The following is a 16,196-nucleotide window of genomic DNA, read 5'->3' as shown; positions in this document are numbered from 1 at the left end:
GACTATAGCGATGTCACATCCATCGCTATAGTCTTTATATAATATGAAGATGTTATGCGTTAGCTAATGTTTTACCCAATTCTTGGCATTGTGCATTGCCGTCATCATCAGGTTCACCCAAGATTGCTACGCCGTCAGCTACTAATTCACCGCCAGCATCTTTAATGCGAGTGCCCCAGTCTTCTAACCAAGTACCACCCCAACCATAGGAGCCAAAGATTGCTACTTTTTTACCACTCAATTTACCTTCTAATTCAGTATAGAATGGTTCGAATTCGCCTTCTTCTAATTGTTCAGCACCCATGTCAGCGCAACCAAGAGCCAATTTATCGTAAGCTGCTGCTTGATCAACAGATACTTCAGAAACGGATTTTACTTCTACTTCTTGACCTGCAGCTTTGATACCTTCAGCTACTTCATAAGCCATTTTTTCTGTATTGCCTGTACCGGACCAAAAAATTACACCAATCATCTTGTACCTCCTAGGCCGTTCTTGCGACCAATGAACTAAATGTTTTTCCCAACATCAATTGAGTTTGACAAAATTCACGACATGCTTTGTAACATAGGAAAGAGCGTTGTGCATCTACTACATCGTGGTAAACCTTCCATTCACCACACATAGAGTATCCATTACCGCGACGAGAAATAAAATACTTCACATCCATTAATGGATATCCAAGGAACACACCAATTTCATGAGGGAAATCAACGCTTGATTCCATACGATATCGCAAATGTTCAAGCATCTCCATAATGCTCATACTATCTTGATAACCGTAGGCTTTCAAAAATGTCATCACCGCAGGTTGCCGTACATAGTCTCGTAATTGTGTTTCACGGAACACCAATAGTAGTCTACGTGCTTTACAGCGACATAATTCAAAGAAGAATAAACCCTTTTCATTAAACTCTTTATTATATTCAGTCAAAACGAATTGGATTTGTTCATTCATGTCCCGTGGAATAGAAACCAAATTCGAGACCTTAATGCCTCGAATTGCCGGTGCACAATGAAATCCAATGATATTGTCAATTGAATCCATCATAGTCGTACCTGCCTGTTGCATATCTATATAGAATCCGTCTCATTACTTGAGATTGATTACTATATACACATAGTACTCTTGATGAGAAATATTGTCAAGATAATTGATAACTTATTTCAATAATTATTTATTATTTACCAGTTAGCAAGTTGCTCACACGAGGAAATACCTTAGCATCACTCTCTTCATCTATAGCGATAAATCGCACACTAGGGCCCTCGTATTTACTTTCAGAAACAGCAACATGAAGAATCTCATTATAAGAATTATTATTATCTTTACTTGTATATTTTAGTGCACCTACATATGTTTTATTATGCTTAGCCAAAGGTGTCACCACTTGGTATTGGCCTAGCTCAGTAGCTTTACCTCCGTTGATAGATGCCACCAAATTACCGACATCACTGGTATCAGTGCTCACATGCTTGGTGTTAACAAGATTATGTTTACCACCTACGACCACATTCGCAAATACAGCGTAGTTCATTTCATTTTCTCGTTTTACGTTAAGCGTATATACTTCGGCACGGCTGGCACCGGCTTGTATAAGGGCAGTTTTTACATCGGTTTTACCTGCACCAGCGAACAACGCTTTTGGCGTATTGGCATAAATTGTAACACCTTCGTTAAGTTTCATACCATTATACGTTCCATATGCAGCGGCATATTTACTAGCATTAATATTAGCCGCATCAACAAGTACAGGTGTGCTCATCGCTACAACACCAGCGAGAGCTAAAGCTATCATTGATTTCATAGTTTTCTCCTAAACAAAACCGCCCCATTAAGGGGCGGTATAATCACAACTATTTCTTTTGTTGTTTTGCCCATGTATCACGTAAACCTACGATGCGGTTTACCACAATATGATCGGCAGTGCTATCTTTATCAGTTACAAAATACCCTTGGCGCAAGAATTGGAATCTATCGCCAGGAACTGTATTGGCAAGGCTTGCTTCACCTTTACTGTGCATAACTTGTAACGATTCATGATTAAAATCAGCCAAGAAGTCTTTACCATCGGACTCTTCTTTAAGCAAGTAGTCATATAAACGAGTTTCAATATCTACAGCCGTAGAAGCCTCAACCCAATGCAATGTGCCTTTTACCTTACGGGTGCAACCACTACCACTCTTCGTTTCAGGGTCATAGGTACAATGGATTTCAGTAATGGTACCGTTTTCATCCTTTACAACAGATTGGCAAGTAATGAAATAAGCGCCTTTTAAACGCACTTCTTTTCCCGGAGCCAAGCGGAAGAATTTCTTAACCGGTTCTTCCATAAAGTCAGCGCGCTCAATATAAATTTCACGACCAAACATAATTTCACGGGTGCCGAGTTCTTCATTTTCAGGGTTATTTTCAACCACACAATGTTCTGTTTGACCTTCTGGATAATTATCGATAATAACCTTAACAGGATCGATGACAACCATTGGACGTGGTGCTTTTAATTTCAAATCTTCACGAATACAGAATTCGAGCAATGCAATATCTACGGTGCTATCTGCCTTAGCGACACCAATGCGGTCGCAGAAATCACGGATGGCTTCCGGCGTATAGCCACGACGGCGCAAGCCAGAAATGGTTGGCATACGAGGATCATCCCAACCGGATACGAGGCCAGCTTCTACAAGAGCACGCAATTTGCGTTTAGACATAACCATTTTTGTTACATTTAAACGAGCGAACTCGATTTGGCGAGGTTTTTCAGTGTCTTCCCAGTCTTCGAGAACCCAATTATACAACGGGCGATGCACTTCAAACTCCAAAGTACATACGGAATGGGTAATGCGTTCAATAGCATCCTCGATAGGATGGGCAAAGTCGTACATTGGATAAATGCTCCATTCAGAGCCTGTACGATGATGAGCAGCATTTACAATACGATACAATACAGGATCGCGCATGACGATATTAGGGTCTGCCATATCAATTTTAGCGCGCAATACCTTTTCGCCATCCTTATATTTACCCTCTTTCATTTCTTCAAAGAGTTTTAAATTTTCTTCTACAGAACGATCGCGATATGGGCTGTTTGTACCTGGCGTAGAGAAATCGCCACGCGTTTGACGGATTTCTTCTGCTGTTTGATCATCTACATAAGCTTTACTCAAAGTGATAAGCTTTTTAGCATAATCATACATTTTGCCAAAGTAATCAGATGCATAGCGTACGTCGCCATCCCAATGGAATCCAAGCCATTCCACGTCTTCTTTAATGGAATTTACATATTCCACATCTTCCTTTTCAGGGTTTGTGTCATCAAAACGTAAATTTGTTAAGCCCTTATATTCTTCGCCTAAGCCAAAATTAAGGCAAATAGACTTAGCGTGACCAATGTGTAAATAACCATTTGGTTCTGGTGGGAATCGCGTATGTACACGGCCACCGTATACGCCCTCTTCATTATCTTTATTTATTTCAGCTTCGATAAAGTTAATGGATACAACTTCTTCAGGAGCTACAGTTTGTTCAGTATCTTTATGTTCCAACGTTACAACCTCCATACGATAAATATTCTTTTATTTTACCATATTTTATATAGGACCGCACATTTTATAATTCACCTCTTCGTTAACACATGTTTGTAGAGGTTTTTTATGAACACCAGCAATGATATTATTCGCTGTCAACATGGACATATCATATCGCGTACGATCTGTATAAGAACCAATATGAGGAACGATTAAACAGTTATCAATGGACAATAATGGATGATCTGCTGGTAGTGGTTCTGGATCTGTTACGTCGAGCGCAGCATAATCGATTTCACCATTTTTAAGGGCATCGATGAGTGCATCTGTATCGACGATGGCACCACGACCTACATTGACGAACAATGCGGTCTTTTTCATTTTCTTAAAAAACTCGGCATCGCACATATGATAAGTTTCATCCGTAAGTGGTGCCATGATGCATACCACATCACTCGTAGCGAGTAGATCATCTAATTCCATATACGTCGTTCTATACAATTTATCGTCATTACGTTGATGTCGATTATGATATACAACGGTCATACCAAAGGCACGAGCGCGTCGAGAAATGGAAACACCAATGGCACCCATACCAATAATACCCAATGTGCGACGACTCAAATCAAAACCTTTGATATTAGAAGGTCTTTGTGCCCAACGTCCCTCTTTTACAAAATTAACATTTTCTAAAATGCGACGACTTGCTGTAGCAATCAATGTAAAAGCGAGTTCTGCCACCGTTTCATTGAGAACACCTGGCGTATTTCCGTAAGGAATTCCCGCAGCTGTAAGTTCATCAATGTTCACATTATCATAGCCTACCGATGCCTGTGCAATGACCTTTAAATTAGGCGCATCTTTCACAAGGTCCGCATCAACCGATATAGAATTGATAGACCATAAGCCATCGGCATCGCGTAACCATTCTTTTAAAACCTCTCTAGGCATTTTAGTTTTTTCCGTCCATTGACGTACATCCACATGCTCTTTTAAATACTCGATGGCATCGCGTCGTACTAAGCCTGGTACTACAACTAATGGTTTACGTTCCATAATGATTTCATCCCTTCTCTATATAGTTTCTAATGCTAACACAGCATATGATTTACAACCAAAAATGTATGTATCTATATTGTATCCTATAATCGAAAATTTACCAAAATTCATAAGTATTTATAGACAAAAAAAGTTCTAAAAGCAAGGGGCTTCTAGAACTCTTTTAGCATATACTGATTATTTCAAATCAGATGTACAGTTAGGACATTTAACTGCATCAATATTGATTTCTGTTTTACAGAATGGACATTCTTTTGTAGTTGCTGGTGCTTCTTCAGCTTCTTTCTTAGCACTTTGCATCAACTTCGTCAACGCGCGAATCATTAAGAATACAACAAATGCTAAAATTAAGAATTGAATAAGATCCGTAATGAATGTACCGTAAGGCAATACAGCACCGGCAGCGCGAGCTGTTGCAATATCAGCGCCATTCATAAATGCATCCTTAGATCCTTCACTCAATGGCAAATATAGATTGCTGAAATCAATACCACCAGTGAACAAACTGATCAATGGCATGAATAAATTGCTAACTACAGAATTCACTAATGCTGTGAAAGCTGCACCAATAATCATACCTACAGCGAGGTCCATCATGTTCCCTTTAAAAGCGAACTCTTTAAACTCTTTAATAAATTCCTTCATGTTTAACTCCTACTCACACTTAAAACCGTTCGGAAAAATTAACCTCATTAATCATAAAAGAAAACTGCATCCATGTCAAGATTTTTCGATATAGTTTATCGAAACTTTTTGATATACTTATCATCCTATTTTCATAATAGATGATTCTAGAGATAAGACTTTAGCCCTTTCAATAACCGCAATAAAGGCTGGTGGAATCATATGTTTAGGTATATAATAGGCAATTCTACGGCCTACAATAACACCTTTATTACTATAAAACCAAGAGAAATAATACGCCAACAAAGTATCTATATCCTTTGCTTTAATATTTTTCAAACATCGTTGTACCACTTGGTGATCATCAATTCCCAACTTGGCAAACCCGCGGCGGGCCATATCCTTTGTTACCATACCACGCCCTGTATCGATAATATCGTGAATAATGCTATCCAATATATCCCGATGATGATGTCGAATCAAATGGGATACTATATCCATTTCAAAACAGATTTCATTCGTGTAAAACACATTAGCGTGATACTTGCTATGCTTATCCATTACATCTCGGTCATAGAGTGCTACCGTCGGAATAGCAAAGCTTTTAAATAATTTATGGAGTTTACTAATAGAAGATTCTCCACGTGCATTGATAAGGCATATACCAAAATAATCAAAATCTACATTTAATTTCTTTGCCATTCCTGCAAAGCTGCCATATTCAGTTTCTCCTTCTACGAGAATAATGCAGCGTGCATAAAGGGCTTCCTTCGCCTCAGGGAAATGCATAATTAAATGTTTTTCTACTTCCCTAGCAAACTTAAATGTCACTCCGCAAGCAGCGCGAACGAGCCCTGTCTCATCACGATACATGCGTATAATATGACGATAATCATCTACCAATGCATCCGTACTATGAGTTACTACAAACAATTGGCCCAATAGGCCATCAATGTGGAATAACTGTTTAATTAATTCTAAAAATTCAGCATTTTCATTGGTCGCAATTTGGCGATAATAGTTCAATACGGCTCGTTGTAAATAGGGACTTAAATGCAATTCCGGCTCATCTACGCTGATAAAGACAGGTAAAAATCGGCGCCCCTCACTATCGTATACAAGAAGGGACTCTAGATTAGTCGATGCGCTATGCACCTTCATATAAATTTGAGCCAGAATCTTGAGTGCAACGGCCATAATCAGTCGTACATTATCTATGGAATACTTGCGTATTAAATTTGCCTCTGTAGAGGATGTTAACAATTCCACAAGGCGCTGTATATTAAGAACACATTCGGGATCAAGCCCCATTCTTACATTGACAAAACTATCTAATGCGATAGCATCATCTGATGTCAATCCAGTCTTAGGTAAATAGGTAACAAGCTTTTTCCCCAATTCCATATACACCGATGTAGGAATGGAATAGAGTTCCGCTTCCGATGTATCGCGATGACACATATATATGGTATGGCGCAACATAGACAAAGGTACTGGTGTCATTTTCTCTCCGTCCACCTTATAGAGTCGTGGATATACCTCTTGTACCACTTGTTCAAGGCGTAGATACATACCATCTTCTGGACCAATCATATCCTGAAAAGATGTAGAGAGCTCAGAAAAGGACATTTTACACTCAATGCGTATCGGTCTACGTACATCAGCAAAGTCACTTTCTTGAAAACCGCGTACATTCATCATTTGCTCTAAGAGGTCAAGAAAATTGGATTTCCCCACTGCATTTTCGCCTACGAAGTAATTGATATCATTGTGAAAGTGCAGTTCAATATCTACGAGATTACGGTAATTCTCAATTTTAATCCACTCCATAAACATAGCCATCACACTCCTACAATATACAAAAAGATGCAACCATACAATGATATCCCTAATTGATGGTCGCATCTTGATTATGCACCAATACTACTTATATAGTATTCGACATTTATTTTGTTTTTCCCTCTGTAATTTTGCCTGCCCGAATAGGTCCATCTTGCTCTTTTAATCGTGCCAACATAACGGACGCCACAAACATGGCAATGCCAGCCCCCACAGTTTCAATGGATAGACTTTCACCAAAGAATAAAAATCCATAGAAAGAGCTAATAAAGACGCCTACATATTGCAAGAATTGGGCTACAACAGCATTTGTTGTAACAAAGGCGCCCGTCAAGAAGAATTGTGCTACTACAGTAATACCGCCGATTGCTGCAATGATAAGCCATTCCTGACCTTGAGGCATTACAAATCCATCGGTTGTCACAAGGCCTGCAATCATACCGGTAATCAAGAAATAAGCCATGATTTCAAAATTACTATGCTTACCATGCTTACTAATAGATCGAATCGTTGTATACGCAGCGGCCGATAACGCTGCACCTAAGATGGCAACTAAGGCATACCAAGTAAATCCGCCATAGCTAAATGGATTAACCATAACCATTACGGCTATGAAGATTAAGATAAGCCATTTACCAGCCCCCTTTGGAACGCGTTCCTTTAAGAAAAAAGCGCTAAAGATAAATACGAAGATTCCCGATGTTTGAAATAGGATGGTCGCATCGGACATTTTCATATGTACCAAGGCGATGAAGTTACACACCATACCAAAGCCGCCATAGAGGCCTCGCATTACGAGTAATCCACGGTCCTCTTTAGAAAAGCGGATTCCCTTCATATACATGACGATTAATACAGCTACGGTACCAACAAAGCCTCTAAAAAATGCTATTTCCCCAGATGGGATATTCGAGCCCAACATTTTGACGAAGAGATTCATCGTACTCAACAAGAGTGCCGAAAGAAGCGCATAAATCAAACCTTTTCTTGCCATTCTATTCCCCTTCAGCTAATACTAAAAATTTCTACACATAGATATACCGCCCTTCAGAAGAAAGGCGGTATCATATTATTTAGAGAATGTATCGACAAAGTCTAGAATTTCTTGTTTCATATTTTCTTTGTCAATAGATTTTGTAAAGCGCAATGGTTTATCCTTTAATGCAGCCAATTGTTTAGGGAATGCTACACCGGTTACAGCAGAGATGTTATCTAAGCTTTCATAAGGCGTAGAACCAACCTTAATATCAAGAGCCTCACAAATAGGTGTTGGGAATTTAAATGGATGCGCCGTAGATGCGATAATCGTATGACGCGCACCATCTTCTGGATGAGCTTCTAATTCTTTCATATACGCGCCCATCGCAACAGCCGTATGAGGATCCATTAAATAGCCATAAGAGTTATACACTTGCTCAATAATCGCCTTTGTTTCCTCATCATTTACATAAGCACCGCTAAAATTAGCTTGCACACGTTTAAATTCTTCTTCATTAACGGATAATTTGCCGGTGGATTTCAAATCCTTCATCCATTGAGCCGTTCGTTCACTATCCTCACCGGAAATATAGTACAAGAAACGTTCAAAGTTAGAGGATTCAAGAATATCCATGGACGGAGAAATCGTCGTATAGAATGGACGATTCATATCATATGTACCAGTGTTAAAGAAATCAGTAAGCACGTTATTTTGATTGGATGCACAGATCAATTTACCGATAGGAATACCCATTTTTTTAGCATAGTAAGCAGCCAATATATTACCAAAATTACCTGTTGGAACCACTACATTAAATGCTTCATCTTCATGAATAGCACCTTGTGCAACAAGTTCAGCATACGCATTCACATAGTATACCACTTGCGGTGCCAAACGACCGATATTGATGGAGTTCGCACTGGAGAACATAACGCCTTTTTCGGCTACTTCTTTTGCTGTATCTGCATCGACGAATAAACGTTTCAAAAATTGTTGAGCATCATCAAAGTTACCATGAATAGCTGTTACGTTAACATTAGCGCCTTCTTGCTTTTGCATTTGTTCTGCTTGCATAGGGCTAACGCCATCAGTTGGATAGAATACTTGAATATGCGTACCAGGTACATCTTTAAACCCTTCAAGGGCCGCCTTGCCTGTATCACCAGATGTAGCCGTCAAGATAAGAACCTCTTTATCTTCGCCTTCTGCTTCTTTCGCTGCTACCAATAAATATGGAAATAGTGAAAGCGCCATATCTTTAAATGCTTGTGTACGGCCGTGGAACAATTCCAATACGGATACTTTTTCAAGTAAGGAATGTAAAGGCGCAATATCGCGAGTACTAAAATTTGCATCGCTGTAAGCGGAGTTAATCATTTCCTTAAGATGTGCTTCAGAGAAGCAAGGGAATAATTTTGCTAATACAACAGCAGCTACCTCTTGGTACGGTTTATCTTTAATGTCGTTATAGTTTAAGCAATTCGTTGGGAATAAAGCTGGTACGTATAAACCGCCATCTTCTGCCAAACCATGTAATAATGCATATGTTTCATTTACGGCAACAGTGCCACGTGTACTTGTATAATTCATGGGCAACCTCTACAAACTAAAATTCTACAGAATTAATAATATTCTCTCATTATAGCATAAAAGCACCCCCAAAGGGGCGCTTTCTATAGATTTTATTGCATATTATTTTATCATTACATATATCGACAAAAGACAACGATTATAATTCGCCCTCTGCAATAGCATCCAATGTATCAAGGGATGGGATGAAGAATAACATGCCTGTAATAGGTTTAGAATAATCTAGCAATTTATCGTTTTGAGTAAACATGTTTGTAAGCATTGTTTTCGTTACATCCCAGTAACGAGCATAGCCGATGAAATATGTGCCACGCACACCTTGACCAGGTTGTGCAAATGGTACATTCATACGAACGATTTTATGTTCTTCATCGTCACGGTTATCTTGAGCTACTACATTGTGAGCTGCTGGATCTTTTTCATCATCTTCCAATTCAATATCGCTGAATTTACGACGGCCAATGAATTTTTCTTGCATTTCTGTAGGAAGTGCACGCCAAGCATCAAGATCGTGTTCATATTTTTGTGCAAATGCATAAGAACCATTAGTGAATTCAGGGTCTTCATCACCGATAACGCCCCATTCTACTGCTTCTTGGCCTACAGGATTTTCTGTACCATCAACGAAATCGATAATAGCACGACCTTGTTCATAATGGAAACCATGAGTTTCATCAACTACAGATGTAACAGGACGCAAGAATTCCATGATTTGATCCACTACAGTGTATGTAACAGATTCATCATTAGAACGTACATGTAAGAACAAATCAGCCGCTACAGCTGGCACGTCTTGTTTATCACCTTTAATACCTTGGAAGTCTTCTAACTCTTTTGGTACAGGTGCATTAGGGAATAAATAATCCCATGCTTTACGGCTAAATCCAAAAGCAATACCCAAGCCTTCGCCATTAGCACGAATACTAACAGAACGTTTAATGGCTTGAATACGATCAGCCATGTCTTGAATTACTTCTAATTCTGCATCGCGATCTTTGCGATTTAATAATAATGTTGTGAAATTGACACTTTGACCCGCATCTTTATATACATCTTGTGTTCTAGATACATCTACTGCCATTTTGGGCCTCCTAATGAGAAATACTACTATATATCAATTATACGCAATTAATAACTTATTGTCTATAATATATGTACCTAGATAGTTTTATTTAGAGTTTATTTCCTCTCCGTATAGGCGCTCCATCCCTTGACGGGTTACAAGCCAATTCCTACCCGACTTTCTAGCTTCATCATCGGTAAATTGTTTATTTGCATATCTCTTTAAGCAGCATTGCTTAATAGAGTCAGCTGGTACATTCCATCTCTCTCCCGCCTCTTGTGTAGTCATTACATCTTCTAGTTTCATTATAGTACTCCTAATATTACTAATAGATTATAAACGGATAACACAAAGGCAATAATACTAATTATTAAAGTTAATCTTAAAATCATATGCTCGCCATTGTTATAATAGTTAGGAAGATTGGGTCTCTTACGAGCCCCTGTAGTTACTGATTTAATAACTGTATTATCGCTATTGCAAGTTGGATAAACGCGGTTATTATCGGTAACCACTTTTTTGTTATCTTCCTTAACAACTTTAATGGCATCACCTCCTTACTTATGTCTGCATTATAACGCGGTTCCGTGTTATGTGCGAGAGAATTTTCCATGTTTTTATAAGAAAAAACAGCCTACCAACCTAGATAATATCTAGTTCAGTAGACTGTTTTACTTTTCCATTGTAAATAATTATTTTATTACTTATGCCACTTAACAATACTCATAACTTCTTTTTCTAACGTACTGGTATTTTCATAAATATTAAACCCAATTTCACGGATTAGTTTCATTTGATTTACCAGTCCCCTTTTGAATCTATTAAACAAATAGATGATGATGGCAATGAGTATTGGTATGCTCGAGATTTACAAGAAATACTCGAATACTCCGAATGGCGAAATTTTTATAAAATTATTGAAAAGGCAAAAAATGCTTGTAAAGCCAATGGTCATACGGTTCAATCCGAATTTGTTGACATCAACAAATTGGTAGATGTTGGGGCTAACTTACAACGTAGTATACAAGATATAGTACTCTCTAGATACGCTTGTTACTTAATCGTTATGAATGGTGATCCTCGTAAAGAGGTAATCGCATTAGCTCAAACCTATTTTGCGGTAAAAACTCACGAACAAGAGCAATTAGAATTACAAAAAGAAGATTTAGCTACACCGACTAAAAGTATCCAACAAATAAAAAAAGAAAGACAAAAGAAGCTTTCAAAATAATACACAAGAAAGAGTGTTATCTTTGACAGACAATAAGAAAAACCCGCACCGTAGTGCGGGTTTATTTTGGTGGACCACCAGGGGTTCGAACCCTGGACACCCTGATTAAGAGTCAGGTGCTCTGCCAGCTGAGCTAGTGGTCCATGACATGAATTATTATATGCTTATTTTATGGGAATGTAAAGAATATTTATTACATTCCCATAAAATATATCAATTTGATTTATAGCTTATCTATCTATATAAGATGTTAGAACTGTAACATCCAATCCTTTATCGTTTCACAAGCCTCTGTAGGAATGATATCTGAAGTGCCTACACATTCTTCACCATGATAAATTTGAATGACACTATGTGTGCGGCTTACTTCTTTCACAATAATATCTGTTACATCAACCTTAGGCACACTAAATTGTAATCCATAACGGCCTATATAAGTAAATATAAGTTTCTGTGTATCGTACTCCATGTGGACTTGTAGCATTTTGCCACCAGGCCAACAGGATTCAACATACTGTTTATTTCTCGGTTTCAGAAAATCAAAAAAGCCCATACTACCCTCCGATGCGCCACATAGGTCGTTCTGGTTGATCCATCGTCATCCCATCATGACGTTCTTGTTTACGCTGCAATGCCCATTCGATATGACTAGCCAATTCAGCTTCACTAAGTCCTTGACGCACAAGAGATACTAAATCAGCTTCATCATCACGCAAGAGGCATAGGCGCATTTGTCCGTCCGATGTAAGTCGAACGCGATTGCACGTATCACAATAACTATGAGACATGGAGAATATGAACCCAATCTCCTTACCACTCGGTAAATTATAATACGTGGCAGGTCCAAAACCGTACACATCGTGATTTTCAGTGAGGATACCACCACTAACTCGTTCTAATTGGGATTTCCATTCTTCAAAGGTAGGTCCATGGAAAGCATCGCCTTGGAATGGCATATATTCAATAAAACGCCAAATCACAGGCCACGTTTCTACGTATGTTAGCAAAGCACGAACTTCTTCATCAGTCCAATGACGTGAAAGAACGGTATTGATTTTAACAGATGTAAATCCTGTATCAATAGCACTTTGAATACCATTTAGAACAGAATCGAGCTGGTTAGCTTTGCCCACACATAGAGCAAAGGCATCGCTATCGAGGGAATCAAGGCTAATATTTACGCGATTTAAGCCAAGTTCTTTTAATTTAGCAGCTCTAGGTGCCAATAAACTACCATTGGTAGTCATAGATATATCCTCAAACCAGCCTGTTTGGTTTATACGCGTTAACAACTCCTCAATATGAGGATATAGTAATGGTTCTCCCCCTGTAAGGCGCACCGCTTTCACACCTAGACGATGAAAGGCACCCAATACGATCATCCACTCATCTACAGATAATAGCTGGGTTTGGCTCTGTGGTGTAATCTCTGCTGGTCTGCAATAAGGGCAGCAAAAATTGCACGCATCTGTCAACGACAGACGTACATATTCAATTGTTCGGCCCCATGCGTCCTTCATAGTACACCTCTTTACATACTTATTTAATAATTGATACTTCATCACCTACGTTAATTGTACCATTTTTTAGAACTTTACCAAAAATTCCTTGCGTAGGCATAATACATGATCCAACTTGTTTCATAATTTCGCAGCCCTGATGGCATTCTTTACCAATTTGTGTGACCTCTAATAACACCTCAGGACCTAGTTGTAATTTTGTACCGACTGGTAAATCATATAATACAATGCCTTCAACGGTGATATTCTCAGCAAAATCGCCAGGTTTTACATCGGCCCCTTTTTCTCGCATATGCTCAATGCTCTTAATGCCGAGTAAACTAATTTGACGATGCCAATTACCTGCGTGTGCATCGCCTTCCATGCCGTGATCTACGATGAGATTGGCAGATTCAATATTATGTTTCTTTTGCCCTTTTTTCTCGCTAATCGAGATGGCAATAATCTTACCTTCAGCCATAAACTCCTTCCCTTCTTATGGGAACAAATCATCTAAATTTATCAATTTATTATACCATAGTATATAGGTGTAACCCCTGTGAGTTTAGTCACTATTTGGAGATTATTACTTTCAAAAAAAGAACCCTACCCACTACGAGTAGAGTTCTTAGTATTAATAATGGTGAAAGCCGATTAACGACGACCCATTTCTTTGAATTCATCGCCCTTGTTCACGCCATTGAGCAATAGGTTAAGGAGGATAGCCATGATACTACCGAATGTAATACCAGATTTTAATAAAATTTGAGCCCATGCTGGGAAATGCGCATAGAATGTTGGTGCAGCGATAGGAATCATGGAAACACCGATACTAATCGCCACAAGCATCAAGTTTTGATTGCCATCAAAATTAACTTTACCAAGAGAACGGATACCGCTAGCAATAATCATACCAAACATGGCAATACCAGCACCACCGAGCACTGCATTTGGAATGCTTGCTACAACAGCCGCCAATTTAGGGAATAAGCCTAATAGAATTAAGATTACACCAGATGCAGCTACTACAAAACGACTTTTAACGCGTGTTACAGCGATAAGACCAACGTTTTGAGCAAATGCTGTATATGGGAAACTGTTAAGAATACCACCAATAACAGTGGAAAGACCATCGGCACGGATAATGGATGCCAATTCCTTACGATCGATTTTTTTATCTACGATTTCACCGATTGCAATACTATCACCAGTTGTTTCAACCATAACAACGAGCATAACAACTACCATGGAAAGTACAGAGGCCCAATCAAATGTTGGTAATCCAAAGTATAATGGTTCAATCATAGCCAGCCAATGAGCTTTGCCAACTTCAGCAAAATTAGCTACGCCCATTGCAAAAGCAATAGCTGTACCACCAATAAGACCAATTAAAACGGAAAGATTACCAAGAAAACCTTTGGCAAATTTATAAGTAAAGATAACGATTAAGAATGTAAGGAATCCGAGACCGATGTTGGTAAGACTACCAAACTGCGGATTGCCTACACCGCCCCCCATCCAGTTTACAGCTACAGGCATGAGATTAATACCAATGATTGTAATAATGGTGCCTGTTACAACAGGTGGGAAGAGTCGAATTAAACGACTAAAAAATGGTGCTACTAAGAAAGTAAAAATACCGGCTATGATGATGGCACCGTAAATGGCGGTCATACCATGTTGGGCCCCAATCATGGCCATAGGTCCAACAGAGGCAAAGGTTACACCTTGAATCATCGGGATACGACCACCAATATTGCCAAACCCTAATGTTTGGATAAGTGTGGCAATACCGCAAGTAAACAAGTCCGCTGTAATAAGTCGAATTAAATCCTCTACAGGCAAATGCATAGCTTGCGCAATAATGATTGGTACCGCTACAGCACCGGCATACATTGCTAATACGTGTTGTAAACCATAGGCAAACAGCTTAGGTATTGGCAACATAGAGTCAACAGTATTGTTTTGTTCTGACATAATGGTCTCCTGTTTTCTAAACTACAAACATTACACTTATATTTTACGTTATTATTCGGATTTTAACAATAGAAAAAGAGAAACCTTAGAAATTTTATTTTCTAAGGCCCTCTATTTTTATATTTTCCGAACATTACACGTGTAAAAGTATGTTATCGTCCATTTATTTGTACAAAGCCAAAACGGATGCTTCCTTTTCATCTAATTCAGATTCAATTTGATTCATTTGCGCTTTTAAATCAGCTACATAGCTTTCATCCTTAATACCAGATAGATTGATGCGTACGTTTAAAAAAGCGGCTTTTACAGCGGCTCTCGCGTTGATGGCCGCAATAATGCCATCAGTAATGAGATTTTGGTTCCCCTTTGTAGCTGCAGTATACGCAAGATCAAAGATTTCATAACTAATCATACCGATTTCTAATGGTACATTAGCTGCATCCTTATAAGCCTGTTGAATCGCAGTAGTACGCGCCAATTTCTCTTCGTCCGTATTTTTAGGCAACGCCAAGGCATCCATAAATAAATTAAATACATTAGCATCTGCTTGTGCTAGTGAAAGTGCTTTCTCACGAATAACCTCAGATTTTTGTTGCAAAAGATGCATCTCCTCTTGCACATCTTCGTACCCTTTTTTATCAAAGGTTAAATTCGCTACCATTTCAGCTAATGCTGCACCTGTAGCTGCCGTCAATGCCGCAATAGCCCCGCCACCTGGTGTAGGCTCCTTAGATGCAGTTGCTGCCACAAAATCTTTTACAGAACTCGTCAATAAATCCATATATACTCCTCAATAACAAAGGGGGCTA

At 38.8% G+C, this 16,196-nt stretch carries 17 protein-coding genes and 1 tRNA gene; 1 reads left to right on the top strand and 17 read right to left on the bottom strand.

What is annotated here, in order from left to right; all coding sequences use genetic code 11:
• Positions 1 to 52 precede the first annotated feature (52 nt).
• The 11 genes from O3617_RS07545 to O3617_RS07495 all read right to left on the bottom strand — a co-directional run bounded on the left by O3617_RS07545 (position 53) and on the right by O3617_RS07495 (position 10,986).
• The gene (locus tag O3617_RS07545) at positions 53 to 472 is read right to left on the bottom strand and encodes a flavodoxin (protein WP_287523851.1); all 420 of its coding nucleotides are present in this window, start codon (positions 470 to 472) and stop codon (positions 53 to 55) included.
• 10 nt (positions 473 to 482) lie between these two features.
• Positions 483 to 1,070: a DUF3793 family protein gene (locus tag O3617_RS07540; protein WP_009661585.1), complete on the bottom strand. Its 588-nt coding sequence runs from the start codon at positions 1,068 to 1,070 to the stop codon at positions 483 to 485.
• 109 nt (positions 1,071 to 1,179) lie between these two features.
• Positions 1,180 to 1,806: a hypothetical protein gene (locus O3617_RS07535; protein ID WP_371449393.1), complete on the bottom strand. Its 627-nt coding sequence runs from the start codon at positions 1,804 to 1,806 to the stop codon at positions 1,180 to 1,182.
• Between the two features lie 49 nt (positions 1,807 to 1,855).
• A complete protein-coding gene (locus tag O3617_RS07530; RefSeq protein ID WP_371449391.1) occupies positions 1,856 to 3,544 on the bottom strand; it encodes a glutamine--tRNA ligase/YqeY domain fusion protein in 1,689 nt (562 codons plus the stop codon).
• Positions 3,545 to 3,589: 45 nt separating this feature from the next.
• On the bottom strand, positions 3,590 to 4,582 hold the full coding sequence (locus O3617_RS07525) for a 2-hydroxyacid dehydrogenase (protein WP_371449389.1): 993 nt from the start codon (positions 4,580 to 4,582) through the stop codon (positions 3,590 to 3,592).
• Positions 4,583 to 4,762: 180 nt separating this feature from the next.
• The gene (mscL, locus tag O3617_RS07520) at positions 4,763 to 5,230 is read right to left on the bottom strand and encodes a large conductance mechanosensitive channel protein MscL (protein WP_371449388.1); all 468 of its coding nucleotides are present in this window, start codon (positions 5,228 to 5,230) and stop codon (positions 4,763 to 4,765) included.
• Between the two features lie 120 nt (positions 5,231 to 5,350).
• The gene (locus O3617_RS07515) at positions 5,351 to 7,045 is read right to left on the bottom strand and encodes an ATP-dependent endonuclease (RefSeq protein ID WP_371449402.1); all 1,695 of its coding nucleotides are present in this window, start codon (positions 7,043 to 7,045) and stop codon (positions 5,351 to 5,353) included.
• A 109-nt stretch (positions 7,046 to 7,154) separates the two neighbouring features.
• Positions 7,155 to 8,042, bottom strand: coding sequence for a DMT family transporter (locus O3617_RS07510; protein ID WP_371449387.1), 888 nt, complete (start codon positions 8,040 to 8,042; stop codon positions 7,155 to 7,157).
• A 75-nt stretch (positions 8,043 to 8,117) separates the two neighbouring features.
• Positions 8,118 to 9,617, bottom strand: a complete 1,500-nt coding sequence (gene thrC / locus O3617_RS07505; protein WP_371449385.1) for a threonine synthase — start codon at positions 9,615 to 9,617, stop codon at positions 8,118 to 8,120.
• A gap of 139 nt (positions 9,618 to 9,756) precedes the next feature.
• Complete coding sequence (locus O3617_RS07500) at positions 9,757 to 10,698, bottom strand: Dyp-type peroxidase (RefSeq protein ID WP_009661599.1); 942 nt, start codon at positions 10,696 to 10,698, stop codon at positions 9,757 to 9,759.
• Positions 10,699 to 10,785: 87 nt separating this feature from the next.
• Complete coding sequence (locus O3617_RS07495) at positions 10,786 to 10,986, bottom strand: helix-turn-helix domain-containing protein (protein WP_227041857.1); 201 nt, start codon at positions 10,984 to 10,986, stop codon at positions 10,786 to 10,788.
• Between the two features lie 487 nt (positions 10,987 to 11,473).
• Between O3617_RS07495 and O3617_RS07490 the strand changes: the two genes are divergently transcribed.
• Positions 11,474 to 11,911 (top strand): BRO family protein, encoded by a 438-nt coding sequence (locus O3617_RS07490; RefSeq protein ID WP_371449384.1) that lies wholly within the window; start codon positions 11,474 to 11,476, stop codon positions 11,909 to 11,911.
• Positions 11,912 to 11,978: 67 nt separating this feature from the next.
• On the opposite strand, the gene O3617_RS07485 is transcribed toward O3617_RS07490, so the two are convergent.
• The 6 genes from O3617_RS07485 to O3617_RS07460 form a co-directional block, all read right to left on the bottom strand.
• Positions 11,979 to 12,054 (bottom strand) — tRNA-Lys (locus tag O3617_RS07485).
• Between the two features lie 107 nt (positions 12,055 to 12,161).
• Complete coding sequence (locus O3617_RS07480) at positions 12,162 to 12,464, bottom strand: hypothetical protein (protein WP_371449383.1); 303 nt, start codon at positions 12,462 to 12,464, stop codon at positions 12,162 to 12,164.
• A 1-nt stretch (position 12,465) separates the two neighbouring features.
• Positions 12,466 to 13,431 (bottom strand): GTP 3',8-cyclase MoaA, encoded by a 966-nt coding sequence (moaA, locus tag O3617_RS07475; protein ID WP_371449382.1) that lies wholly within the window; start codon positions 13,429 to 13,431, stop codon positions 12,466 to 12,468.
• Between the two features lie 19 nt (positions 13,432 to 13,450).
• A complete protein-coding gene (locus O3617_RS07470) occupies positions 13,451 to 13,891 on the bottom strand; it encodes an MOSC domain-containing protein (RefSeq protein ID WP_371449380.1) in 441 nt (146 codons plus the stop codon).
• Between the two features lie 173 nt (positions 13,892 to 14,064).
• Positions 14,065 to 15,387: a nucleobase:cation symporter-2 family protein gene (locus O3617_RS07465; protein ID WP_287532663.1), complete on the bottom strand. Its 1,323-nt coding sequence runs from the start codon at positions 15,385 to 15,387 to the stop codon at positions 14,065 to 14,067.
• A gap of 163 nt (positions 15,388 to 15,550) precedes the next feature.
• Positions 15,551 to 16,168, bottom strand: a complete 618-nt coding sequence (locus O3617_RS07460; RefSeq protein ID WP_371449378.1) for a cyclodeaminase/cyclohydrolase family protein — start codon at positions 16,166 to 16,168, stop codon at positions 15,551 to 15,553.
• Positions 16,169 to 16,196 lie beyond the last annotated feature (28 nt).

Origin of the sequence: Veillonella sp. 27098_8_77 (genome assembly GCF_041431535.1) — a bacterium.
Lineage (GTDB): Bacteria > Bacillota > Negativicutes > Veillonellales > Veillonellaceae > Veillonella.
The sequence above is the reverse complement of the archived record's forward strand: the minus strand, read 5'-3'. Positions and strand labels throughout refer to the sequence as shown.

Excerpts from the sequence above, each read along its gene's own strand:
- O3617_RS07545 (WP_287523851.1), bottom strand. The coding sequence starts at position 472 with ATGATTGGTGTAATTTTTTGGTCCGGTACAGGCAATACAGAAAAAATG.
- O3617_RS07540 (WP_009661585.1), bottom strand. The coding sequence starts at position 1,070 with ATGCAACAGGCAGGTACGACTATGATGGATTCAATTGACAATATCATT.
- O3617_RS07535 (WP_371449393.1), bottom strand. The coding sequence starts at position 1,806 with ATGAAATCAATGATAGCTTTAGCTCTCGCTGGTGTTGTAGCGATGAGC.
- O3617_RS07525 (WP_371449389.1), bottom strand. The coding sequence starts at position 4,582 with ATGGAACGTAAACCATTAGTTGTAGTACCAGGCTTAGTACGACGCGAT.
- mscL (WP_371449388.1), bottom strand. The coding sequence starts at position 5,230 with ATGAAGGAATTTATTAAAGAGTTTAAAGAGTTCGCTTTTAAAGGGAAC.
- O3617_RS07515 (WP_371449402.1), bottom strand. The coding sequence starts at position 7,045 with ATGTTTATGGAGTGGATTAAAATTGAGAATTACCGTAATCTCGTAGAT.
- O3617_RS07510 (WP_371449387.1), bottom strand. The coding sequence starts at position 8,042 with ATGGCAAGAAAAGGTTTGATTTATGCGCTTCTTTCGGCACTCTTGTTG.
- thrC (WP_371449385.1), bottom strand. The coding sequence starts at position 9,617 with ATGAATTATACAAGTACACGTGGCACTGTTGCCGTAAATGAAACATAT.
- O3617_RS07500 (WP_009661599.1), bottom strand. The coding sequence starts at position 10,698 with ATGGCAGTAGATGTATCTAGAACACAAGATGTATATAAAGATGCGGGT.
- O3617_RS07495 (WP_227041857.1), bottom strand. The coding sequence starts at position 10,986 with ATGAAACTAGAAGATGTAATGACTACACAAGAGGCGGGAGAGAGATGG.
- O3617_RS07480 (WP_371449383.1), bottom strand. The coding sequence starts at position 12,464 with ATGGGCTTTTTTGATTTTCTGAAACCGAGAAATAAACAGTATGTTGAA.
- moaA (WP_371449382.1), bottom strand. The coding sequence starts at position 13,431 with ATGAAGGACGCATGGGGCCGAACAATTGAATATGTACGTCTGTCGTTG.
- O3617_RS07470 (WP_371449380.1), bottom strand. The coding sequence starts at position 13,891 with ATGGCTGAAGGTAAGATTATTGCCATCTCGATTAGCGAGAAAAAAGGG.
- O3617_RS07465 (WP_287532663.1), bottom strand. The coding sequence starts at position 15,387 with ATGTCAGAACAAAACAATACTGTTGACTCTATGTTGCCAATACCTAAG.
- O3617_RS07460 (WP_371449378.1), bottom strand. The coding sequence starts at position 16,168 with ATGGATTTATTGACGAGTTCTGTAAAAGATTTTGTGGCAGCAACTGCA.